This is a genomic window from Streptomyces sp. TAA204 (genome assembly GCF_000424965.1).
In genome coordinates this window covers 451886-475643 of the sequence record NZ_AUKW01000003.1, presented here as the reverse complement: position 1 = coordinate 475643, position 23758 = coordinate 451886, and the positions used below count along the sequence as shown (strand labels likewise).

Genomic DNA, 23758 nt, shown 5'->3' with positions numbered 1-23758 from the left:
CGGGGCCCTCATCGCGCCGCAGACCGGCTGCCGGCTCGCGCCGCCAGTACGCGGCCCACCTCGGCGAGCGCCTCCGGCCGCGCCATGCCCGCGTGGTCCGTCTCCAACAGGCGCTCCTCGAGGCGGCCCGCGACGTACGGGCGCCACAGGTCCGGTGTCAGAGCGGGGTCCCGGTCGACGGCGGCGCCGAAGAACAACACGTCGCCGTCGAACCGGGGCGGCGTGAAGTCCCGCAGCAGGCGCGTGTTGTTGAGGAAGACGGCGACCATGCGGCTCACGCCGTCCTCGTCCAGGCCCGCCAGCGCGGTGCCCGACGTCCGCAGCCGCTCCAGCACCTGCTCCCGCCGCAGCGGCCCGGGCCCCAGCTCGGCGGGGTCGACGCGGGCGGCGCTCAGCAGGATCGCCAGCACCTCCGGCTCCCCCACCTGCCCGTAGTCCTCGTCGTAGGTGTCGGGGTAGGCGTCGAGCATGGTCAGCAGGGAGACTTCGGCGCCCTCGGCCTGGAGCCGTGCCGCCACCGAGTGCGCCACGAGCCCGCCGAAGGACCAGCCGAGCAGCTGATACGGGCCCTGCGGGACGGCCTTGCGGATCTGGTCCGCGTAGTCCCGCACCATCTCCTCCGGATCGGCGGGCAGCGGCTCCTCGGTGTCGAGCCCGCGCGCCTGGAGGACGTGGACGGGCTGGCCGGGGTGCAGATGGCGCAGCAGCCCCGAGTAGATCCAGCCGAGGCCGCCGGCGGGGTGGACGCAGAAGGTCGGCGGCAGCTCGCCGCGACCGCGCAGCGTCAACAGCACGCCGAGCGGGTTGCCTTCGGCCGCTTCCCCGCCGGTGCCGTCACCGGACAGGCGGGAGGCGAGGGCCGCCACTGTGGGTGCCTCGAAGAGCGCACGCACCGGCAGGTCGGCGCCCAGCACCGACCTGACGCGGGCCACCAGCCGGGTCGCCAGCATCGAGTGGCCGCCCAGGTCGAAGAACCCGTCGTCGATTCCGACGCGTTCGACGCCCAGCACCTCCGCGAAGAGCGCGCACAGCAGCTCCTCGCGAGGAGTCCGGGGTGCGCGCCGCGCCTCCGCCTCGGCCCATGCGGGCTCCGGCAGGGCCGCGCGGTCCAGCTTGCCGTTGGGCGTGAGCGGCAGCGTCTCCAGGCCGACGAAGGCCGACGGCACCATGTACTCGGGCAGTTGCTGCTCCAGGCTCTCGCGCAGCGACGCGGCGTCGAGTTCGCCACCGCCGTCGGGCACGACGTAGGCCACCAGGGCCGTGCCGCCGTCCCGCGAGGTGCGGGCCACCACGGCCGCCCTGGTCACCGAGGGCTCGGCGGCGAGCGCGGACTCCACCTCGCCGGGCTCGATGCGGAAGCCGCGGATCTTCACCTGGTCGTCGTTGCGGCCGAGGAAGTCGAGGCGTCCGTCGTGCGTCCAGCGGGCGACGTCGCCGGTCCGGTACATCCGCCCGCCCGGCTCGCCGAAAAGCGCGGCGAACGGGTCGGCGGTGAAGCGCTCGGCCGTCATCCCCGGCCGGCCGCGGTAGCCGCGTGCCAACCCGGCGCCCGCGATGTGCAGTTCGCCGGGCACGCCGGGCGGCACGGGCTGGAGCCGCTCGTCCAGCACATACGCCCTCGTGTGGTCCAGCGGGCGCCCGATGGGCACGCTCGCCGGCACCTCCTCCGGGCTGCTGAACCTGTCCCAGGTGCAGCCCAGCGTCGTCTCGGTCGGGCCGTAGAGCACCTTCACGACGGTGCCGGGGCAGTGCCGCAAGACGCTGCGCACGGCGGTCGCGGAGACCACGTCGCCGCCGGTCCACACCTGGGGCACGCCGGTGAACACGTCGGGCGCCTCGTCCGCGATCACCCCGAACAGGCCGGCCGTCAGCAGCAGCGACGTGACGCTCTCGCCGGTCACGACCCGCCGCAGCGTTCCGGCGTCCAGGTCGCCCGGCGGTGCCAGCACGATCCGGCCGCCCGTCAGCAGCGGGCTCCACAGCTCGTAGGTGGAGATGTCGAACGCGTACGGGGAGTGCATCAGCACCCGGGCCTCGGGGCCGGGCTCCCAGCAGCGATCGACGGCGAGTTCGACGGCGTCGCGGTGGGTGATGCCGATGCCCTTCGGGGCTCCGGTCGAGCCGGAGGTGAACATCACGTAGGCGAGCTGATCGGGATGGATCGTCACCTCGGGGGCGTGCGCCGCGGAGGCGTCCTCGGTGCTCGCGTCCTGGGGGCCGGCGGCCACGGTCAGCACCGGCACCCCGGGCTCGGGGAGCCGCCCGCGGGAGGCCTCGTCGGTGAGCAGGAGCCGCGCCCCGCTCTCCGCGACGGTGCCGCGCATGCGCTCCGGCGGGTGACTGCTGTGCAGCGGCACGTAGACGCCGCCCGCCTTGAGCACGGCGAGGGTGGCGACCACCAGCTCGGCGGAGCGGTCCAGCAGCACGGCGACGGGGGTCTCCACCCGCACGCCCTCCTCGATCAGCCGGTGCGCGAGCCGGTTGGCGCGGGCGTCCAACTCCCGGTAGCTCAGCTGCTGTTCGCCGCCGCTGACGGCGACCGCGGCGGGCCGGCGGGCGGTCTGCTCGGCGAACAGCGCGGTGAGCGAGCCGTCGGGACGCGCCACGTCGCCGGTGGCGTTCCATTCGGCCACGACCCGGGCCTGCTCGGCCTCGTCCAGGACGGGCAGCAGCGCGATGGGCCGGTCCGGGTCCTCGGCGGCGTGCGTGAGGAGCCGCAGCAGCCGGTCGGCGAGTGCGTCGGCCGTGCGCCGTTCGAAGAGGTCGGTGCGGTACTCCAGCATCATCGAGACGCCGTCGGGCTCGCCGCCGCCGGTGTGCCGCTCGACCATGTTGAAGGTCAGGTCGAACTTGGCCGCGCCGAGGTCCAGCGCCTGGGGCCGCGCCGTGACGCCGGGCAGCCCGAGCTCCGCCTCGGGGGTGTTCTGCAGGGCCAGCAGCACCTGGAACAGGGGGTGCCGGGAGAGCGAGCGCTCCGGGCTGAGGTCCTCGACGAGCTTCTCGAACGGCAGGTCCTGGTGCGCGTACGCGTTGAGCGCCGACTCCCGTGCCCTGCCCAGCAGTTCGCGGAAGGTCGGGTCGCCGGAGACGTCGGTGCGCAGCACCAGGGTGTTGATGAAGAGGCCGACGAGTTCGTCGAGTGCGTCGTCGGTGCGTCCGGCGACCGGGGTGCCGACGGGTATGTCGCTGCCGGCGCCGGCGCGCTTGAGCAGCGCCGCCAGCCCGGCCTGGAGGACCATGAACAGGCTGGCGCCGTTGTCGCGGGCCAACGACAGCAGGGCGCGGTGCAGTTCGGCGGGCAGGGTGCGCAGCACGCTGTCGCCACGGGTGCCGGCCACGGCGGGGCGCGGACTGTCGAGGGGAAGCGCCAGCTCCTCGGGGATGCCGGCCAGGGCCTGCCGCCAGTACTGGAGCTGGGCGTGCGCGAGGCTGCCCGGCTGCTCCTGCTCGGCGAGCAGCTCCCGTTGCCACAGGGCGTAGTCGGCGTACTGCACCGGCAGCGCCTCCCACGCACACGCCTCGCCGCTCAGGCGGGCGGTGTAGGCGGTGGTCAGGTCGCGGCCCAGGGCGGCGAGCGACCAGCCGTCGGCCGCGATGTGGTGCAGCAGCAGGAGCAGTACGTGCTCGTCCGGGGCCGTTGCGAAGAGCGTGGTGCGCAGCGGCGTTTCGCCGGGCAGGTCGAAGCCGCGGCGTGCGGCCTCGGCGAGTTCGCCGGGCAGCCGCTCCTCGGTCGTCGTGCGCAACTCCAGCTCGGGCGCGGCCTGTTCGGGCGCCAGGACCTGCTGGTAGGGCACCCCGTCGTGCGCCGGGAAGACCGTCCGCAGGCTCTCGTGCCGCGCGGTCACATCGCCCAGCGCCGCCGACAGCGCCGCCACGTCGAGATCGCCGGTCAGCCGCAGCGCGACGGGCAGATTGTACCCGTGGTCCGGTCCGTTCAGCCTGTTGAGGAACCAGAGGCGGCTCTGCGCGAACGACAGCGGCACCCGCTCGGGACGCTCCTGCCGGCCCAGCGCCGGACGCGCACCCCGCGCACCCCCCAGCAAACCCGCCAAGCCCGCGACCGTCGGCTGCTCGAACAGCTCACGCACCGACAACTCCACACCCACCACCGACCGCACACGACTGATCAACCGCGTCGCCAGCAGCGAATGCCCACCCAGATCGAAGAAGCCCTCATCGATCCCCACACGCTCGACACCCAGAACCTCAGCGAACAGCCCGCACAGCAACTCCTCAACAGGCGACCGCGCACCCCGCCACGACACGACGCCACCAGGGACCGGCAACGCCGCACGATCCAGCTTCCCGTTCGCCGTCAACGGCAGCGAATCCACCACCACGAACGCCGAAGGCACCATGAACCCCGGCAACCACCGCGAGGCCCCCTCCCGCAACACCCCCACATCCAGCACGGAATCGGCGGTACCCACGACGTACGCCACCAACCGCCGGTCCCCCGGCCGGTCCTCGACGACCACCACCGCCACACGGGCCACCCCGGGCAGCCAACCCACCACCCGCTCGACCTCACCCGGCTCGACACGGAAACCCCGCACCTTCACCTGATCATCGGCACGCCCCACAAACTCCAGCCCACCGTCCGCCAGCCACCGCGCCACATCCCCCGTCCGGTACATCCGCCCACCCGACTCACCGAACAGCCCGGCAAACACATCCGCCACAAACCGCCCCGCAGACAACCCCGCACGCCCCGCATAGCCACGGGCGAGCTGGGTCCCCGCGATGTAGAGCTCGCCGGCGACGCCCTCGGGCACCGGGCGCAGGCAGCCGTCCAGCACGTACGCCCTGGTGCCGTCGACCGGCTCCCCGATCGGCGCCGAGGCGGGCCACTCGGCGGGGTCGGCGGGCAGCACGCCGCCGGTCACCACATGGGTCTCGGCCGGTCCGTAGTGGTTGTGCAGCCGCCGGTCGCGGCCGGGGGCGCACAGCTCCCGCAGGGACGCGCCCGGGTTCAGCGCCTCGCCGGCCTGCACGAGGTGGCGCAGATCCGGCAGGGTGCGGCCCGCCTCGACGGCCGCCTCGGCCAGCGACTCCAGGACGAGGCTGGGGGCGTGGAGCTCGTTGACGCGCTGCTCCTCCAGCCAGGCGGCCAGGCCGTCGGCGCTGCGCCGCACGTCCTCGTCGGGCACGGCGAGCGTCCGGCCGTAGAGGAACGCCGAGAGGATCTCCTGCGCCGCCACGTCGAAGCTCAGCGAGGCGAACTGCGCGACCCTCGTGCCCGCTCCGCCGGGTATCTCCCGCTGGTGCCAGGCCAGCAACCGCGTCAGCACGCCGCCCGTCATCACGACGGCCTTGGGCCTGCCGGTGGAACCGGAGGTGAAGACGGTGTACGCGGGGTGCTCGGGGGTGAGCGCGGCGAGCCGGTCGCTGTCGGTCAGGTCGGCGTCGGCGTACGGCGACAGGTCCTCCGCCAGCAGCGCCTCGTCCACGGTGCACACGGGACGGACGTCGTCCAGCATGAAGGCGATGCGCTCGGCCGGGTAGGCGGGGTCGACGGGCAGGTAGGCGGCGCCCGACTTGAGCACCGCGATCAGGGCCGCGTAGAGGTCGAGGGAGCGCGGCAGGCGCAGCGCCACCGTCCGCTCGGGGCCGGCGCCGCGCGCGACGAGCAGGCGCGCCAACTGGTTCGCGCGCGCGTTGAGTTGGGCGTAGGTCAGCTGCCGGCCCGCGTGCTCCAGGGCGACGCCGTCCGGGGTGCGCGCCACCTGCGCCTCGAACAGCGCGGGCAGCGTGGACGGGCCGGAGGACGAGGCCCCGTCAGCGGATGCGCCGCCCGCCGCGGCGTTCCTCTCCAGCAGGACCCGGTCGCGTTCCTCCGGGCCGAGGAGGCCGATGCGGCCGACGAGCCGCTCGGGGTCCTCGGCGAAGAGGGCCAGCAGGCGTTCGAGCCGCCCGAGCAGCGCCAGTGCGGCCTCGTGCCCGAGCACTCCGGTGCGGTGGTCGAGCCGGAAGCGGAACTCCTGCCCGGGGATCACGAGCAGGCTCAGCGGGTAGTGCGTGGCGTCCCCGACCTCCAGGTTCGCCAGGCGCATGCCGCGCGCCTCGGCGCTGAGCACCGCAGGGTCGAGCGGATAGTTCTCGAACACCACGACGGTGTCGAAGAGTTCGCTGTGTCCGGAGGCGCTCTGCACCTCGTGCAGCGGCATGTGGCGGTACTCGATCAGGGCGGACTGCTCCCGCTGCGCCCGGTCCAGGAGCGCGGCCAGCGGCTCGGCGGGGTCGGTGCGCACCCGTACCGGCAGGGTGTTGATGAACATGCCGATCGTGGAGTCGATGCCGGGGATCTCCGGCGGCCGGTTCGCCACGGTCGCGCCGAACACCACGTCGTCACGGCCGGTGAGCTGGCCGAGCAGCAGCGCCCAGGCGCCCTGCACGACGGTGTTCAGGGTGAGGTTCCGCTCGCGTGCGCGGGCGGTGACGGCCGCAGAGGTGCGCTCGTCCAGCGTGTGCCACAACTGCTCGGGCAGGGTGCCGGGTCGGGCCGATCCGCGTTCCGCGGGCGAGACGAGGGTGGGCTCCTCCAGTCCGGCGAGGTGGCCGCTCCAGGCGGCCCGTGCGGCGTCGCGGTCGCAGCCGGCGAGCCAGGCGAGGTAGCTGCGGTAGGGGGGTGCGGCGGGCAGGCCGGCGTCGTCGCCTCCCCGCTCGTACAGCGCGAACAGCTCGCTGATCAGCAGCGGCATCGACCAGCCGTCGAGCAGCAGATGGTGGGTCGTCAGGACGAGCCGGTGGTGTTCGTGCCCGAGCGCGACGAGGCTCATCCGCAGCAGCGGCGGGCGGCCCGTGTCGAACCGCCGGGCGCGGTCCTCGGCCAGGAACGCCTCCAGCCGCCGCGCCCGTTCGGCCTCTCCGCATCCGCTGAGGTCCAGCTCCGCGTACGGCGGCTGCACCTCTTCCGGGATGAACTGCACGGGGTGTTCCAGGTCGTCCTGCCAGAAGCCGGCGCGCAGGTTGGGGTGGCGGCGCAGCAGGGCACCGGCGGAGGCGCGCAGGCCGGCCGCGTCGACGGGGCCGCGCAGCTCCAGGTTCAGCTGCACGTTGTACGGGTCCGTGCCGTCCTCGTCGAAGCGCACCTGGAAGAGCAGCCCCTCCTGGAGGGGGGCGAGTGGCAGTACGTCGGTCAGGCCGTTCCGTGTCATCGGGACACCTTCCACATGGCTTCGAGTCGGTCGATCTGGTCCTGGTTCATCGCCACGAGGGACAGGTCGGAGGGCGTACGGCCGCCGGCGCCCGGGCGTTCGGCGTACCCGACGAGGCCGCGCAGGACGCCGAACCAGGCCTGCGCCAGGGCGCTTACGGCCTCCTCGTCGAGCAGCCGGGCCGCCCTGCTGAAGGTGACGGTGAGGCGGGGGCCGTCCGGTCCGTCGAGGGTGTGGGCGTCGACGTCGAGTGCGTGCACCGGCGGCAGGCCGCTGTCCCCGGCGAGTCCTTCGAGGTCGGGTGCGGCGGTCCACCGGCCGCCCGCGGCCTCCTGGAACCGGCCCAGATAGTTGAAGCCCAGGGCGGGCGCGGGCAGTTGAGCGAGCTGCGGGCCCGTCTCCTCGTTGAGGTGGCGCAGCAGCCCGTAGCCGAGGCCGCCGTCCGGCACGGCACGCAGCTGCTCCTTGACCTGCTTGACGGCCTGCCCGGCTGCGGGACCGCCGGCCAGCGCGTCCGCCCTGTCCACGGTGCCCGGGTCGAGCCGCACCGGGTACATGCTGGTGAACCAGCCGACGCTGCGGCTGAGGTCGTGGCCGTCGCCGCTCTCCCTGCCGTGGCCCTCCAGATCCAGGAGGACCGCCGGGGAGTGGCCGAGCCCCCGGTCGCGCCGCCAGTCGGCGACAGCCAGCACGAACGCGGTCAGCAGCACCTCGTCGACCTTGGCGTGGAACAGCGCGGGCACGGTGGTGAGTACGGCCTCGGTGGTCTGCGTGTCGAGCGCCGTCGTCAGCCGGGCGACCGTGCCGGCGGTGTCCGTCCGCGGGTCGAGGGGGCGGCTGGTGACGGGGGCGGCAGGCGGTGTCAACATTCCGGTCCACAGCGGGAGTTCGGCCACGCGTTCCGGGCGGGCGGACTCGGCGAGCAGGTGCCGCGCCCACGCGCGGAAGGGCGTCGTCGGCGGCGGCAGCTGCGGGCGTCCGACCGCCGCGGCCTCCCAGGCGGCGGCCAGGTCCGGCAGCAGGATCCGCCACGAGACTGCGTCCACGGCGAGGTGGTGCACCGTCAGCAGCAGCCGTCCCGCCTCCTCGGCTCCGGCGTCGCACCAGACGGCCTGCGCCAGCACGCCGGACCAGGGGTCAAGACGCTCGCGCGCGGCGGCGGCCTCCGCGACGACGAGGGAGCGCAGCTGCTCGGCGTCGAGGCCGGCGGCGTCGACGCGGCGCACCCAGCCGGCGGGCTCGACGCTGCCGGGAGCAGCCACGTGCATCCGCCACCGGCCGCCGTCGTCGGTGAACGTCGCCCGCAGCACGTCGTGCTGGTCGGCCAGCGCCGCCAGCGCGGTGGCCAGCCGCTCGGTGCCCAGCTCCGCCGGAACCTCCACGAGCATGGTCTGGCTGAAGCCGTCGACGTCGCCGCCCCGTTCGCGCAGCCACCGCATCATCGGGGTGACGGGCACCTCCCCGGACCCCTCCTCGCCGGACGCCTCGGCGGGGCGCGCGGGCTGGTCGACGGGGACGGCGGAGGCGACCGCGGCGAGGGCCGCGACGGTCTTGTGCTCGAAGATCTGGGCGGCCGACACCGCGAGCCCGGCCTGCCGCGCCTTGCCGACCAACTGGATCGCCATGATGCTGTCGCCGCCGAGGTCGAAGAAGCTGTCGTCGATGCCTGTCTCCTCGCGGCCCAGCACGCCGGCGAAGAGGGACCCCAGCAGCCGTTCGGACTCCGTGCGCGGCGCCCGTTGCCCGCCGGTGGATGCGAAGACGGGCGCCGGCAGGGCCCGGCGGTCGAGCTTGCCGTTCGGGGTGAGCGGCAGCCGCTCCAGCGGCACGACGGCCGCGGGCACCATGTAGTCGGGCAGGGCGCCGACGACGTGGCGGCGCAGCTCGTCCGGGTCGGCGGTGCCGCCCGCGGCGGGCACCACGTAGCCGACGATGCGCCGCTCGCCGGGCCGGTCCTCGCGGGCCACGACGGCGCTCTGCGCGACGGCGGGATGGCCCGTCAGCGCCGACTCGATCTCGCCGAGTTCGACGCGGAAGCCGCGCACCTGCACCTGGTGGTCGGCACGCCCGAGGAACTCCAGGATTCCGTCGGTGCGCCGCCGCACGAGGTCGCCCGTCCGGTACAGCCGCCCGCCGGGCTCGCCGGCGAACGGGTCAGCGACGAAGCGTTCCGCGGTCGCCGCCGGACGGCCGAGGTAGCCGCGGGCCAGCCGGCCGCCGCCGATGTAGAGCTCGCCCACGACTCCGGGCGGCACGGGCCGCAGCGCGTCGTCGAGCACGTGGCACGTGGTGTTGTCCAGCGGGCTGCCGATGGGCACCGTCGGCAGCGGCGTCCACGGGGCGCGCATGAAGTGGTGGGTGGTGAAGGTCGTGGCCTCCGTCGGCCCGTAGCCGTCGACCACCATCGTGTCGGGCGATGCGGACAGGACGCGGTCGACGGCGGCCGGCGAGACCACGTCGCCTCCGGTCCACACCTCGCCGACGTCGCGGAAGCAGCGGGGGTCCTCCTCGGCCAGCAGGTTGAACAGGCCCGAGGTGAGCCAGAGTCCCGTGATCCTCTCCTGCTCGATGGAGTTGCGCAGGGCCGCGGTGTCCAGATCGCCGGGCGGCGCGACGACGACCGTGCCGCCCGACAGCAGCGGGACCCACAGCTCGTACTGCGAGGTGTCGAAGGAGTACGGGGAGTGCAGCAGCACCCGCCGGTGGTTGCCGGTCTCCCAGCAACGGTCGTAGGCAAGGGTGATCATGTCGCGGTGCGTGATGGCGACGCCCTTGGGCGTGCCGGTGGAGCCGGAGGTGTACATCACGTACGCGAGCTGAGCTGGGTGGTTGGCTACGCCCGTACGCCCCTCGCCCCGCGCTCCCCCGCCGGACGGGAGGGCGTCGACGACGACCACCTCGGCGTCGCCAGCCCACTCCGCGCAGCGGTACTCGGCGTCGACGGCGCTGTCGGTGAGCAGCACCCGCGCGCCCACGTCCTCCACGATGAGGCGCATCCGGGAGGCCGGATAGCGGGTGTTGAGCGGGACGTAGTAGCCGCCGGCCTTGAGCACGGCCAGCAGCGAGATGACGAGGTCGGACGAGCGCTCCTGCAGCACCGCCACCGGGGACTCGCGGCGGATGCCCAGCTCGGCGAGCAGGGACGCCAACTCGTCTGTCCGGGCGTCCAGTTGGGCGTAGCTGAGCTCGGTGCCCCCGGCGACGACGGCCACCGCGCCGGGCGTGCGCCTGGCCTGGTCCCGGAACCGTTCGGCCATGTCGGCGTGCGGCAGCGGATTGGCGGTGTCGTTCCACGCGGCCAGCCGCCGGCGCTCGTCGTCGGTGATCAGCTCGAACCGGCCGATGGGCAGTTCGGGACGCTCGGTCACGGCGCGCAGCAGCGCCACCAGGCGCTGGACGAGGCCGTGCGCCGTGTCGCCGGTGAACAGGTCGCGGTCGTACTCCAGGTCGCCGTCGATCCCGTTGAGGACGCCGGAGTCGCGGTGGTCAACGAGGTTGAACGTCAGGTCGAACTTGGCGACGCCCAACTCAACCTTCTCGAAGCGCACCTGGAGCCCCTCCAGGTGCGGGCGGGCCTCGAAGTCCTGGTAGGAGAGCACGACTTGGAACAGCGGGTGGCTGCCGGCGATGCGTGCGGGGCGCAGCCGCTCGACGACGCGGTCGAAAGGGACGTCCTGGTTGGCGTAGGCGGCCAGCGCGGAGCGGCGCACGCGCTCCAGCAGCTCCGGGAAGGACGGGTCGCCGCCGGTGTCGGCGCGCAGCACGACGGGATTGACGAAGAAGCCCACCAGGTCGTCCATGGCCGGGTCGGAACGGCCCGCGGCGGGGCAGCCGATGGGGACGTCGTCGCCGGCGCCGAGCCGCGTCAGCAGGGCCGCCAGCGCCGCCTGGAGCACCATGTACACGGTGGCGCCGTTGGCGCGGGCCAAGTCGTCGAGCCGCCCGTGCAGCTCCTCGTCGATGCGCAGCGGCACGGAGCCGGCGCGGTGCCGGGCCGTGGGCGGGCGCACATGGTCGAAGGGCAGCTTGGTCTGCTCGGGGACGCCGGACAACGCCCCGGCCCAGTAGTCGAGTTGGCGGCCGGCGACGCTGTGCGGATCGCTCTCGTCGCCGAGCACGGCCCGCTGCCACTTCGCCGCGTCGCCGTACTGCACGGACAGCGGCTCGAACCGCGGCGCCTCGCCGCGCAAGCGCGCCGCGTAGGCGGTGGACAGATCGCCGAGCAGGGGGCGCAGCGACCAGCCGTCGCCGGCGATGTGGTGCAGCAGGAGCAGCAGCACACGGTCACCGCTGTCCAGCGTGAACAGCCGTGCCCGCAGCGGTATTTCGTCGCTCAGCTCGAACGGCTCGCGGGCCGCGCCGGTCAGCGCCGCGGGCAGCTCCTCCTCGGTCGAGCGCACCTCCGTCAGCTGCGGTGCGGCCTCCTCGGGATCGAGGACGCGGGGCCGCACGCCGTCGGCCGCCCGCTCGTAGACCGTGCGCAGCACCTCGTGCCGGGCGGCCACGTCGCGCACGGCGGCGCCCAGCGCAGCGCTGTCGACGGGGCCGGTCAGCCGCAGGCCGACGGGCAGGTTGTAGGTGGGGGCCGGTCCCTCGATCTCGCGCAGCACCCACATGCGCTGCTGGGCAGGCGACATGACGGGCTCTTCCGGGACGTCGGACGCGCCCGGGGGCTCCCGCCGCAGCGGCGGACGTGCCTCGCCACGCCGCGTGACGTCGGCCAGCGCGGCGGGAGTGGGGTGCTCGAAGAGGTCCTGGAAGGTGAGCTCGGCGCCGAACTCGACGCGCGCGGCCGAGACCAGCCGGTTGGCCAGCAGCGAGTGGCCACCGAGGGTGAAGAAGTCGTCGCCGGGGCCCACTTCGGGCACGCCGAGCACGCGGGCGAACAGGTCGCGCAGCAGTCCCTGAAGGGGGCTGCCGAGGTGCGGCTCGCTGGCGTCTTCCGTCACGGAGCCCTCCGCGGCGGCCGGTACGGCGGACTCCACTACTGCCGCGGCCGGTGCCGGCAGCGCCGCACGGTCGAGCTTCCCGTTCGCGGTGAGCGGCAGCCGCTCCAGCGGCACGACGGCCGCGGGCACGCAGTGCGGGGGCAGCGCGTCCGCCAGGTGCCGGCGCCACTCCTCGGGTGCAGTCCGCTGCCCGGACGCCGGCACCGCGTACGCGGCCAGCCGCCGGTCCCCCGGCCGGTCCTCGCGCACCGCGACGGCTGCCTCGGCGACGCCGGGGTGTGCGGCCAACGCGGCCTCGATCTCGCCGAGTTCGATGCGGAAGCCGCGGATCTTCACCTGCTGGTCGGCGCGTCCGGCGTACTCCAGCGACCCGTCGGGCAGCCTGCGCACCAGGTCGCCCGTGCGGTACATGCGGGTGCCCTCGGCTCCGTACGGATCGGCCACGAACCGCTCCGCCGTCAGGCCCGGCCGCCCCTGGTAGCCGCGGGCCAGCCCCGCGCCGGAGACGTACAGTTCGCCGACGTGTCCGTGCGGCATCGGCCGCAGCGCACTGTCCAGCACGTAGCAGCGCAGGTCGTCCAGGGGGCGGCCGACGGAGGCCGGGGCGCCCGGCACGGCGTCGGCGGCGGTGAGCGCTCGGTGCGTGACGTGCACGGTGGTCTCGGTGATCCCGTACATATTGCTGAGCACCGGCGCGTCGTCGCCGTGCCGCTCGTACCAGCCGGCCAGCCGTGCCGCGTCCAGCGCCTCGCCGCCGAACACCACGTGCCGCAGGGCGAGTTCACCGGCGGGCAGCGCACGCTCCAGGTCGGCGTCGGTCAACTGGTAGAAGGCGGACGGGGTCTGGCTGAGCACGGTGACGCGTTCGCGTGCCAGCAGGTCCAGGAAGGCCAGGGGCGAGCGGCTGACCGTGTAGGGCACGACGACGAGCCGGCCGCCGTGCAGCAACGGCCCCCACAGCTCCCAGACGGAGAAGTCGAAGGCGTAGGAGTGGAAGAGGGTCCACACGTCGTCGGCGCCGAACTCGAAGGCGCGGCCGGCGGACGTGAACAGCCGCGCCACGTTGCCGTGCGGGACGACGACGCCCTTGGGGGCGCCCGTCGAGCCCGAGGTGTAGATGACGTACGCGGGATGCTCGGGGCGCACCGCGACGCCGGGGTCGGTGTCGGGGAAGCCGGCCTCCGGTTCCCGGTCCAGCAGCACGTGTTCCGTGCCGCCGGGCAGCTCCGGTCCCGGCAGTGCCACGTCCGTGCAGGTCACCAGGGCGTGCGGACGGGTGTCCCGCAGCATGAAGGCGAGACGTTCGGCGGGGTAGTCCGGGTCCATCGGCAGGTAGGCGGCACCGGACTTGGCGACGGCGAGCACGGCGACGACGAGGTCGGCGGTGCGGGGCAGTGCGAGGGCCACGGTCCGCTCGGGTCCGGCGCCGCGGGCGATCAGCAGGTGGGCCAGCCGGTTCGCGCGGGCGTTGAGCTCCGCGTAGTTCAGGACGCGGTCCCCGTCGACCACGGCGACCGCGTCCGGGGTGCGGGCGGCCTGCGCCTCGAACAGCACGTGCGGCAGCGAGGCGGCGGAAGGCGCCGGCACGGGGGTCCTCTCGGCGGCCGGTGAGTCCGCCAGCTCCTGCTCGCCGCGGCCGAGTACGGCCAGGCGCCCGGTCGGCAGGGCCGCGTCCGCGCCGGCCAGGCCTTCCAGCAGCGCCGTGAAGCGGTCGAGGTGCGCCGTCGCGGACCGCGGGCCGTCCCCGCCGAACAGCCGCGGGTCCGCCTCCAGGTCCACGCGCAGGCCGGCGCCGTCCGGCTGCTCGTACACCGAGAACTTCCAGCCCTCGACGGGGCCGGTGGCGACGGGGTGTATCTCCGCACGCAGGCCCTCGAAGTCCAGCGAGCGGTCGAAGGGCATGACGTTGGCGGTGACCGGGCAGAACGGGCTGCCGTCGGTCAACCGGCCCAGCTCGCCGCGGAGTTCGGCCTGCGGGTACGCCTGGTGCCGCAGCACGGGCGTGAGCGCGTCCCGCACCCGGGCGACCAGCTCCGTCGCCGTCGCCTCCGGCCGCGACGCGACGCGCAGGGGCAGCACGTTGGCCAGCGAGGCGGGGGTGCGGCGGGCTGCGCCGCTGCGCCGCGCCGTCACGGCGAGGCCGACGACGGCCTCGTCCGCGCCCGAGAGCCGCTGCGTGTACAGGGCCACGGCGGCCAGCACGACCGCCGGCCACCCCGTCTCGGAGGTCCGCGCCAGCGCGGCCAGGCCCCGCTGCACGGACGGGGGCAGGAAGGCGGTGCGGCGCAGCGGAGCCCGCCGGCCATCGGAGGGCGGGGTGGCGGAAGTGGCGGCGGGCGGGGCGGGCAACAGCTCGGCGTGGCCGCCCGGTTCGAGCCCGTCGGCGCAGGCGGCCAGCCAGTGCGCACGGTCGGCCTGGCGGCCGGCGGAGTCGCGGTAGGCGCGGTCCGCCTCGACCAGGACGCCGAGTTCGCCCGCGTGGTCCTCCTCGGCCGCGCCGTTGTAGGCCGCGGCGACCCGCGCGGCGAACAGCCGTATGCCGTAGCCGTCGAGCAGCAGGTGGTGGACGCCCTGGAACCATCTGTGCCGGTCAGGCCCCAGGGTGAAGAGCATCTGCGAGAAGAGAGGCGCCTCGTCCGCGGGGCGCATCGGGGTGTCGAGCCGGCGCCGGGCGAGTTCGGCGGTGGCTGCCTCCGGGTCCGGCTCGTGGCTCACGTCGATGCGGTGCAGCGTCCAGTCGAGCCGGTCGGCGGGCACGACGCTCTGGCGCACCTGCCCGTCCTGCCGCACGTGGAAGCACAGCCGCATGGCGTCCGTGGCGGCGACGGCGCTGCGCAGGGCCGACTCGAAGCGGTCGGCGTCCAACGGGCCGTGCAGATCGATGTGTTCGCCCGTGTTGAAGGCGGGGTCGAGCGGGTCGCGTGCCTGGGCGAACCAGACTCCGAGCTGGGCGTCGGTGAGTTCCAGTGACACCTCGTCAGGAACAGGCATGTCTTCCCCTCTTGTCCGAGCGTCCGCTCTCGTACGGCCCGTCGACGGGCGCAGGCGCGCACGGGCACGGGACCGGCCAGGCTCCGGGCATGGTCTGCCGCGGGCTTGACGGGCTGCTGACCGGTGGCTGACGCGGTGGGCGCAAGTGCGTTCGTGCGTGCGGTCACTGGCCCGTGCCGGGGTCCGGCCGGCGCAGGCCCGTCTCGAACGCGTAGATGACGGCGTGCAGCCGGTTGCGGACGCGCAGCTTGCGCAGCAGGTTCTGCACGTGCGACTTGACGGTGTACTCGGAGAGCGTCAGCTCGCCCGCTATCTCCGCGTTGGACAGGCCGCCCGCGATGAGCGCCAGGACCTCGCGCTCGCGTCCCGTCAGCGACCGCGGGTCGACGGCGGAGACGCCGGAGACGCCGGATGCCGAGCCCGCGACGGGCTCCGGGCGGCCTTCCGTCCCGGGTGCCGTTCCGGGTGCCGTTCCGGGCGCCGCCCCGTGGCGGCCGCGCCGATCCAGCCGGTAGCCGGCCGCCACGAGGCGTGCGGCGGCCGCCAGTTCGGGCGGCCGCACCGAGCCGGGCAGCCGCGCGCACAGCGACGGCGCCGTCTCCGGCCCCGGGTGGCGGTCCCCGACGGTCAGCAGCGGCACATGCTCGCCGACCTGCCACGCCAGCTCCGCGATGCTCGCCTCGTCGCACACGCCGTGCACCACGACCACTTCGGGGCACAGGTTGTGGACGGCGGCCAGCGCCCAAGGCCCGGGCTCGCCCTCGCCCACGACGGCCGTCCCGGAGTCCGGCAGCAGGAGCGCCCGCAGACCGGCCCGTGCCAGCGCGTCGGGCCCGAGCAGGAAGACCCGCACGGGCTCCGCCTCGCCTGTCGCCCCGGCCGTCGCGTACTCGTCGACGATCGGCAGGTTGGTGCGTGTTACCGGCTCCTCGCCACCGCCGCGCAGCACGCGCAGCGCTGCCGTCCCGGCCAGTGGTGCCGGCGACTTCTCAGATTCCCGCTTCATCGTCGCCTCCGGGTGCGCTCGGGTCGGTTCAAGGACGTGCCGAGGGGCACCGTAGCCGGGCGCACGGACACCGCCGCGTCGTTCTCAAGCGCCTTTCAAGCGGATCGCCAAAGTTATTCCACCGGGGCCTGCCCGCGGGCGGGAGTTGAGCGTTGAAATACCTTCGGATCGGACTTGCCGCGGGCCTGGTCGTTGCCGGCTGCTGTTATCTTCTCGGGTCATGGAATCCACACAGAAAAGCACCGGAACCGAAGTGCCGGAACCGCTCACGGAGGAGGCGACGCGCCGGCTCATAGCCGAGTGCATGGAGCTCGACGCGGACCGGCTGCCCGCCGACGACGAGGACCTGATCGACTACGGACTTCATTCAGTCGGCATCATGCAGTTCGTCAGCCGCTGCCATCGGCACGGCGTCGAGCTGGAGTTCGCCGACCTGTCCAAGGCGCCGACCGTGGGCGACTGGTGGCGGCTGATCTCCGAACGCAGCCCCGGAACGGCGTCCGCGACGGGCGGTCCGGACGCGACGGCCGGCGCCCGTGCGGCCGCCGCGGAGCCCTCCGCTTAGTCCCCGCCCCTTTCCGTGCTCCTTTTCCAAAGCCCGTGGCCGGCGCTCCGGTCACGGGCTTTGTGCTGCCCGGGGTGCGGGCGCCACAGAACCGGTCGAGGACCGCTGGAGGATGGTTAGGACGTGGGTCGTGATTTCTCTTCCGCGGTGGCGGTCCCGGTTACTGTTCAGCCGTCAGCGACATCGCCAGGAATGCGATACGGCTTCTCCTGCGATACATTTCGACACCCCACTTGAGGCGCCGTGAAATTCGGAGTGAGCTTTTTCCCGGTCGTGGATCCCGCGCGCAAGAGCGCCGAGGTCTATTTCGACGAGAGCCTGCGACTGGTGGAGCTGGCCGAGGCCCTCGGCTACGAGCATGTGCAGATGGTCGAGCACTACGGCTCGTCCTACGGCGGCTACAGCCCCGACCCCGTCGCCTTCCTGTCCGCCGCCGCGGCGCGCACCAATCGCATCCGGCTGGCGACCGGCGCCGTGATCGCGGCCTTCACGCATCCCGTGAAGCTCGCCGCGTCGCTGGCGATGCTCGACAATCTCTCGCACGGCCGGCTGGACGCCGGCTTCGGACGGGCCTTCCTGCCCGACGAGTTCGAGGCGTTCGGCGTCCCCATGGCCGAGAGCCGGGCCCGCTTCGACGACGGCATCGCCGCCTGCATCGCGCTGTGGACGCAGGAGGACGTCGTCTTCGAGGGCGAGATACACAAGTTCGGCCCGTTCACCGGGTATCCGCGCCCGCTCCAGCAGCCGCACCCGCCCGTCTTCGTCGCCAGCGCCACCAGCCCGGCCTCGTGCGCGGCGGCCGGCCGCGCGGGCCACCATCTGCAGGCGGTGCCGTCCGTGACGTCGCGCGAGGGGCTGCAGGAGATGATCGGCGGCTACCGCGAGGCCCGTACCGCGGCCGGCCACGACGGGCCGGGCCGCATCCAGGTCAAGTACAGCTGCTACGTCGCCGAGGACCGAGCCACGGCGCTGGGCGACGCCCGCGAGCAGGAGACCAACTACGTCTCGCGGATGGCGGACGCGGTCGCCGCCTGGGCCGGCAACCACCAGGAGCAGTACCCGGGTTACGAGAAGTTCGCCGAGAAGGCGCGCGCCTACGACTTCGACCGCGCGCTGGCCGACCGCAAGGTCCTCGCCGGCACGCCCGCCGACGTTCGGGAGCAGATCGCCGACATACGCGGCTGGTTCGGCTCCGACATCTGCCTCAGCCTCCAGCTCAACGCGGGCCACATGCCCTTCGAACGGGCCGAGGAGTCCATGCGGTTGTTCGCCGCCGAGGTCGCCCCGGCCTTCGCCGGCGGCACGGACGGGGCGAGCGCCACGGCGCCGGGCACGCACGCCGCGGGCTGAACCACGCCCCGGCCACCGCACCTTCGGCGGGCCCCGTCGAAGAGCACTACGGAGAGAGGGCACATGGGCAGCACACACACGCGCTGGGACGCGGAGGCGGCAGTCGTCGGGCTGGGGGCGTGGGGCGCGAGCGCTCTCTGGCAGCTCGCATCCCGCGGCGTCGACGTCATCGGCCTCGAACGGTACGGGCTCGGCAACGTGCACGGCTCCTCGCACGGCGAGAGCCGCATGGTGCGCACCGCCTGCCCCGAGCACGCCGGTCTCGTCCCGCTGGCCAAGCGCTCGCGCGAGCTGTTCCGCGCCCTGGAGGAGGCGACCGGCACCCGGCTGCTGGCGCGCACGGGGGCGATGCTGATCGGGCCGCGCGACGGCAGGCTCGTCGGCGGCGCCCTGGAGTCCGCGCGGCAGCACGGCCTGGAGCCGCACGTCCTCGACCCGGCGGAGATGCGGCGACGGGTGCCCGCGCACGCCGCGCTGCCCGACGGCCATGCCGGAGTGCTGGAGCCGGACGGCGGACTCGCCTTCCCCGAGGCCGTGATCGAGGCCGCCGTCGCCGCGGCGCGCGCCGCGGGCGCCCATGTGCACACGGACACCCGCGTGACGCAGATCGAGTGGGAGGCGGACTGCGCGGTCGTGCACACGCCGCTGCGGCCGCTGCGCGTGGGGCAGGTGGTCGTCGCGGCCGGCCCGTGGCTGTCGCAGCTGGTGCCGGGCCTGCCGCTGGAGGTGGTGCGGATGCCCACGACGTGGTTCACGCCGCAGCCGGCGCACGAGCGGTTCTCGCTGGAGCAGCTCCCTGTCTTCATGCGGGAGTTGGACAACGGGGACGTCCTGTGGGGCCACGGCACCCTGCCCGGCCGCGAGGAGGTCAAGCTCGGCCTGGAGGACGGCGGACGGCACTTCCGCGTGGTGGACCCGGAGACGATGGACCGCTCGGTCTCGCCCGCCGACTGGTCGGCGCTGACGAAGCTGCTGGCGGACGCGGTGCCCGGCGTCGGCGAGCTGCCGACGCGGGTGACGGGCAACGTCTACGCGCGCACGCCCGATGCCCAGTTCGTGCTGGGACGGCCGCGCTCCCGCCCGCGGCTCGTGGTGGCGGGCGGCTGCAGCAGCCACGGCTTCAAGCACGCCACGGGCGTCGGAGAGGTGGCCGCCGACCTCGTCCAGGGCAAGGAGCCCGCCTTCCCGCTCGACTTCGCCGACCCCGACCGGTTCCTCTGAGGCCGCGGCCGCACCGAGCAGGAAGCGATCCCCGTGACCCGATCCGCCGTCCCGACCCCCGGCCCCCGCGCTGTGAGGAAGACATGCACTTTCGCATTCTGGGCCCGATAGAGATCCACGACGAGACCAGCGGTGGCGCCACCGCGCCGACGGGCTCCAAGCAGCGGTCGCTCCTCGGCGCCCTGGTGGTGAAGGCGGGGCAGGTGATGACCTCGCACCGGCTGATCGACGAGCTGTGGGGCGAGAACCCGCCGGCCAACGCGGCGAACGCCCTGCAGGCGCACGTCGCCCGGCTGCGCCGGCTGCTGGAGAGCTCGGCCGGCAGCAACTCCCCGCAGATCGTGACCCATTCGCTGGGTTATGTGCTGCAGGCCGGCCGGGACGCGACGGACGCCGCGTACTTCCACCGACTGTCCGCCACCGGCCGCGCGCTGGTGGGCACCGACCCGGAACGCGCCGTCGAGGTGCTGCGCCGCGCGCTCGCCCTGTGGCGCGGCCCGGCGCTGGAGGGCTGCGCCGACGGCGAGACGTGCCTGTCCGAGGCGGCCCAGCTGGAGGAGAGCCGGCTGGTCACGCTGGAGACGTTCTACGCCGCGGGGCTGCGCGCGGGACTGCACGGCGAGATCACGGGCGAGCTGGAGGAGCTCACCGCCGAACACCCCGTACGGGAACGCTTCTACGACCTGCTGATGGTGGCCCTGTACCGGTGCGGACGGCAGGCCGAGGCGCTGAGCGTGTACGAGCGCGCACGCACCCGTCTCGCACACGAATTGGGCGTCGAACCGGGGCCGGCGCTGCGCTCACGCGTCCAGGCGGTGCTCAACCACGCGCCCGAACTGTCTACGCCCGGTGCGTCCAGCGGGGCTCCCGAGCACGAGCCGCACGAGCCGCCGGCCGTGCACGACCTCGGGGACGAACTCGCGAAGCTGCGCAGCAGGCTGGAGAGCCTGACCCGCGAACAGCAGGTGCTCACCCGCCGGTTCGATCAGCTGGCCGCGCTCACGGTGGCGCAGAAGCCGGCGCCCGCGGCCGACCTGCCCGACTGCGCGCAGCGCACGCCGGTGCGAGTCAGCCCGGCTTCCCCGTACGCGCCGGTTCCAGGCTGACCAGACGTCCCGCGGACCGGCGCAGCCGCCTGTCGTGCGTGACAGTGACGAGCGGTCCGGGGAAGTCCTCCAAAGCCGCCTCCAACCCCTCGATCAGGGACAGGCTCAGATGGTTGGTCGGCTCGTCCAGCAGCAGCACGTGCGGACGCATGGCCACCAGGCGCGCCAGGTCCAGCCTGCGGCGCTGGCCGACGCTCAGCACGCCGACCGGGACGCGCAGGTCGTCCCGCCGGAACAGGCCCAGTTCCAGGAGGTGTTCGGCCGCCTCGTCCTCGGCCGTCGCGGTCGCCTCGGCGTGCGCCCGCACCAGCGCGGCGCCCTCGTGCGGGAAGACGCTCTCCTGCGGGAGGTGGCCGACCCTCAGCCCGGGCCGGCTCACCACCTCGCCGGACGCCAGCTCCAGCTCGCCCGCCAGCGCGCGCAGCAGCGTGGACTTGCCCGCTCCGTTCGGGCCCTCGACCACGACGCGGTCGCCGTCGCGCAGGGAGAGGCCGGGCAGTGCGATGCCGGTCGCGGTCACCGAGCCCTCGGCGACGGTCAGTCGGTCGTCTTCGGGGGCGGGGGCGGGCGCGGCGCCTTCCGACGGCGATGGACCCTGCCGGGCGAGGGCGTGGGCGGTGAACCGCAGCGGAGCCGGGGGCCTGGGGACCTCACGCTCCCGCAGCCGTCTGATCTCCTCCTTGGCCGAGCGCGCGTGCCGCGCCACGGCCGCCTGGGCGCCCGCGCCGCGCAGGTCGTAGGCCATCTTGGCGTTGTCGCTCGGCGGCCGGTAGTGCCCGGCGGCCCGGTCGGACCGGGACAGCCGCTGCCGCGCCGCGGCCATCGCCTCCGTCCACTCCCGGTATTCGGCCTCCCAGCGGCGGCGGGCGGCGGTCTGTTCGGCGGCGTAGTGGCGGTACGTGCCGCCGTAGCGCACCAGGGCGCCGCGCGGCCCGTCCAGGTCCAGCACTCCGGTGACGGCGGCGTCCAGCAGGTCGCGGTCGTGCGTGGCGATCAGGCAGGGGCCGCGGTAGGCGCGCAGCCAATCGGTGAGCCAGCCGGCGGCCTCGTCGTCGAGGTGGTTGGTCGGCTCGTCGAGGAGCAGCGCGGGCGGGCTCTCCAGCACCAGTAGGGCGAGACCGAGCCGGGCACGCTCGCCGCCGGACAGCCGCGCCGTGGGGCGGTCGCGGGGCAGCCTGTGCAGGCCCAGGACACGGAAGACCTCGGCGACGTGCGCGTCGAAGCGCCATCCGTCGCGGTGCGTGAACTCCTCCTGGAGGCGACCGTATTCGTCGTTGACGGCGGCGAGCTCGGACTCCTCGGCGAGGCCCATCACCTCCTCCAGCCGCCGCATCCGCCCCGCGATCGCGTCGAGTTCGCTGCGGGCGCGGCGCACGCACCGTTCGATGTCCCAGCCGGCCGGGAACGCCAGCTCCTGCGGCAGGTGCCCGGGGCTGCCGTGCACGGCGTGGCGCACCGATCCGGCGTCCGGGGGTTCGGCACGGGCGAGCACGCTCAGCAGCGTCGACTTGCCGACGCCGTTCTCGCCGATCAGGCCGAGGCGCTCGCCCGCGGCTACGGTCAGCGACACGCCGTTCAGCACGGTGCGGTCGCCGCGCGCCTTGACCACGGCCTCGGCGGCCAAGTGGGCGGTGGCCTGCGGCCGTTCGTTGCCTGTCATGTCTGCTCCTGGGCCCTTCGGGCCTGTCGTCCTCTACTCGGTCCCGGGCCGGTCGCGGCCTGTACGGGCGTGCCGGGACGCTGTGCGGCTGCGATTTCCAGGCCCGCGGGCAGCAGCGGCGTGGGCGGCCCGAGCGGCAGGCGCTGTACCGGGCCCGACGGGCGCCAGGGGAAGCCGTGGTGCAGCCGCACGCCGGACGGCGGGGCACCGGCCGTGCTCACCGCCAGCGCGAGCAACACCCCCGGCTCCGGCTCCAGTTCAGTGAACCACCACCGGGGTGACGGGTCGTCGTCGGGCGGCTGGAAGGCCAGCACGCCGCTCTCCTCGGCCGGCACGAAGCCGAACGAGTCGAGGGGCAGGGCGAGTCCGAGCCCGCGCGCCTTGGAGTAGGACTCCTTGAGGGTCCACAGGCGCAGCGTGCCGCGGTCGCGTTCCGCGCCGGGTGCCAGCCCGTGCAGCCACCGCCGCTCGCCCGGCGAGAAGGTCTCGGGGATGCCCGCGAGTCCGCGTCCGCCGGCCCGCTCCAGGTGTTCGACGTCGACGCCCAGGCGGCAGCCGCGGGCGAGGGCCACCGCGTTGCAGCCGTCCGCGTGGGACAGGTTGAAGTCCAGCGGGCCCGCAGCGGCGAGCGACTTCCGGGCGCGCTCCTCGCTGTGCAGGTACGGGCGGCCGCGAGGCGACCGCCGGAAGACCACGTCCGCCTCGGGCACGCCCGTCTCCAGCGCGAGCAGCCGGCGCAGCAGGACGTGGGCAACCAGGTGCTGCCTGCGGTCGCGGGCGAACACGAAGCGTTCGGCCGTGGCCCGTTCGTCCCCGTCCAGCCACTCGGCCGCCAGCCGTTCGGCGAGGGCGGGTTCCAGGTGGTCGTTGCGGCACAGCCAGACGTCGATCAGCCCGTCCGCCGGGTGGTTCATCGGCGCGTCGTCTCCGCGTCCCGTTCCGTGCGGGCGGCGCGCAGGGCCTCCCGTATGTCCCTCGTCATGCGGTCGGCGACGGCCGCCACGCGGCCCTGGAAGTAGAAGTGGCCGCCGTCGAACAGGTGCGGTCCGCTGAGCGCGTCCGCGAACTCGGCCCAGGCGCCGAGCCGTTCGGGCGGTACGACGACGTCCCGGGTGCCGCCGAACACGGACAGCGGCACCTGGAGCCGGCCGGTGCCCGGACGCGGCTGCCAGGTCTCCACGAGCCGCAGATCGCCGCGGATGACCCCGGAGAACGTCTGCCACAGCTCCTCGTCCTCGATCACCTCGACCGGCGTGCCGCCCATCGCGACCAGGTGGCGGCGCAGTTCGTCGTCCGGCAGGGCGTGGCGCTGCACCTCCTCGCCGCCGGCGCGCGGGGCGCCCCTGGCCGAGAGCCCCAGCCACACGGGCAGCGGAAGCCCCTCGGCCGCCAGGACGTTGGTCAGCTCGTACGCCGCGAGCCCGCCCATGCTGTGCCCGAAGAAGGCGAACGGGCGGCCGTCCATGGCGAGCACGATCTCGTCCTTGAAGAACCGCACCAGCTCCTCGATGCTGCGGCACACCGGCATGTCGGACAGGCGTCCCCGGCCGGGCGCGTCCAGCAGGTGCACCTCCCAGTCCGGCGGGAAGTGCGCGGGCCACTCCCGGTAGGGCAGGTGGGATCCGCCCGCGTGGTGGAACACGAACACGCGAAGTGCCGCCCCCGGCACGGGTTTCGGGCAGTGCCCCGCGCGGCGGGCCGGGCGGAACCCCTGGTCGTTGATCATCACGTCTCTTCCCGTTGTGACGTTGCG

General features: G+C 74.2%; 10 protein-coding genes. 4 read left to right on the top strand and 6 right to left on the bottom strand.

The genetic code is table 11. The features are described 5' to 3' along the window. Positions 1–8 precede the first annotated feature (8 nt). From H343_RS0107575 to H343_RS29470, 3 genes are all read right to left on the bottom strand, one after another. Positions 9–7157 carry a non-ribosomal peptide synthetase gene (locus H343_RS0107575; protein WP_028430635.1) on the bottom strand — a complete coding sequence of 2383 codons (7149 nt, stop codon included), beginning with the start codon at positions 7155–7157 and terminating at the stop codon, positions 9–11. After that, complete coding sequence (locus tag H343_RS0107570) at positions 7154–15097, bottom strand: non-ribosomal peptide synthetase (RefSeq protein WP_028430634.1); 7944 nt, start codon at positions 15095–15097, stop codon at positions 7154–7156. Before H343_RS0107570 ends, H343_RS0107575 begins: the two co-directional genes overlap by 4 nt. A gap of 163 nt (positions 15098–15260) precedes the next feature. Next, entirely contained in the window at positions 15261–16103 is an 843-nt protein-coding gene (locus tag H343_RS29470; protein ID WP_051264710.1) for a response regulator transcription factor, read from the bottom strand. 220 nt (positions 16104–16323) lie between these two features. On the opposite strand from H343_RS29470, the gene H343_RS29465 reads away from it, so the two are divergent. The 4 genes from H343_RS29465 to H343_RS29455 all read left to right on the top strand — a co-directional run bounded on the left by H343_RS29465 (position 16324) and on the right by H343_RS29455 (position 20345). Further along, positions 16324–16668 carry a phosphopantetheine-binding protein gene (locus H343_RS29465; RefSeq protein WP_078505145.1) on the top strand — a complete coding sequence of 115 codons (345 nt, stop codon included), beginning with the start codon at positions 16324–16326 and terminating at the stop codon, positions 16666–16668. 243 nt (positions 16669–16911) lie between these two features. Then, positions 16912–18018 (top strand): LLM class flavin-dependent oxidoreductase, encoded by a 1107-nt coding sequence (locus H343_RS29460; protein WP_051264706.1) that lies wholly within the window; start codon positions 16912–16914, stop codon positions 18016–18018. Positions 18019–18081: 63 nt separating this feature from the next. Continuing rightward, the gene (gene solA / locus H343_RS0107550; protein WP_028430633.1) at positions 18082–19239 is read left to right on the top strand and encodes an N-methyl-L-tryptophan oxidase; all 1158 of its coding nucleotides are present in this window, start codon (positions 18082–18084) and stop codon (positions 19237–19239) included. An 83-nt stretch (positions 19240–19322) separates the two neighbouring features. Next, positions 19323–20345, top strand: coding sequence for an AfsR/SARP family transcriptional regulator (locus H343_RS29455; RefSeq protein ID WP_078505143.1), 1023 nt, complete (start codon positions 19323–19325; stop codon positions 20343–20345). On the opposite strand, the gene H343_RS0107540 is transcribed toward H343_RS29455, so the two are convergent. The 3 genes from H343_RS0107540 to H343_RS29445 are packed head-to-tail and all read right to left on the bottom strand — an operon-like array spanning position 20308 to position 23731. Continuing rightward, a complete protein-coding gene (locus H343_RS0107540; protein ID WP_051264704.1) occupies positions 20308–22005 on the bottom strand; it encodes an ABC-F family ATP-binding cassette domain-containing protein in 1698 nt (565 codons plus the stop codon). The genes H343_RS29455 and H343_RS0107540 overlap by 38 nt on opposite strands. After that, positions 22002–22919, bottom strand: coding sequence for a 4'-phosphopantetheinyl transferase superfamily protein (locus tag H343_RS33520; RefSeq protein ID WP_078505141.1), 918 nt, complete (start codon positions 22917–22919; stop codon positions 22002–22004). The genes H343_RS0107540 and H343_RS33520 overlap by 4 nt, the downstream gene beginning before the upstream one ends. Beyond that, the gene (locus tag H343_RS29445) at positions 22916–23731 is read right to left on the bottom strand and encodes an alpha/beta fold hydrolase (protein ID WP_078505140.1); all 816 of its coding nucleotides are present in this window, start codon (positions 23729–23731) and stop codon (positions 22916–22918) included. The genes H343_RS33520 and H343_RS29445 overlap by 4 nt, the downstream gene beginning before the upstream one ends. Positions 23732–23758: the final 27 nt, after the last annotated feature.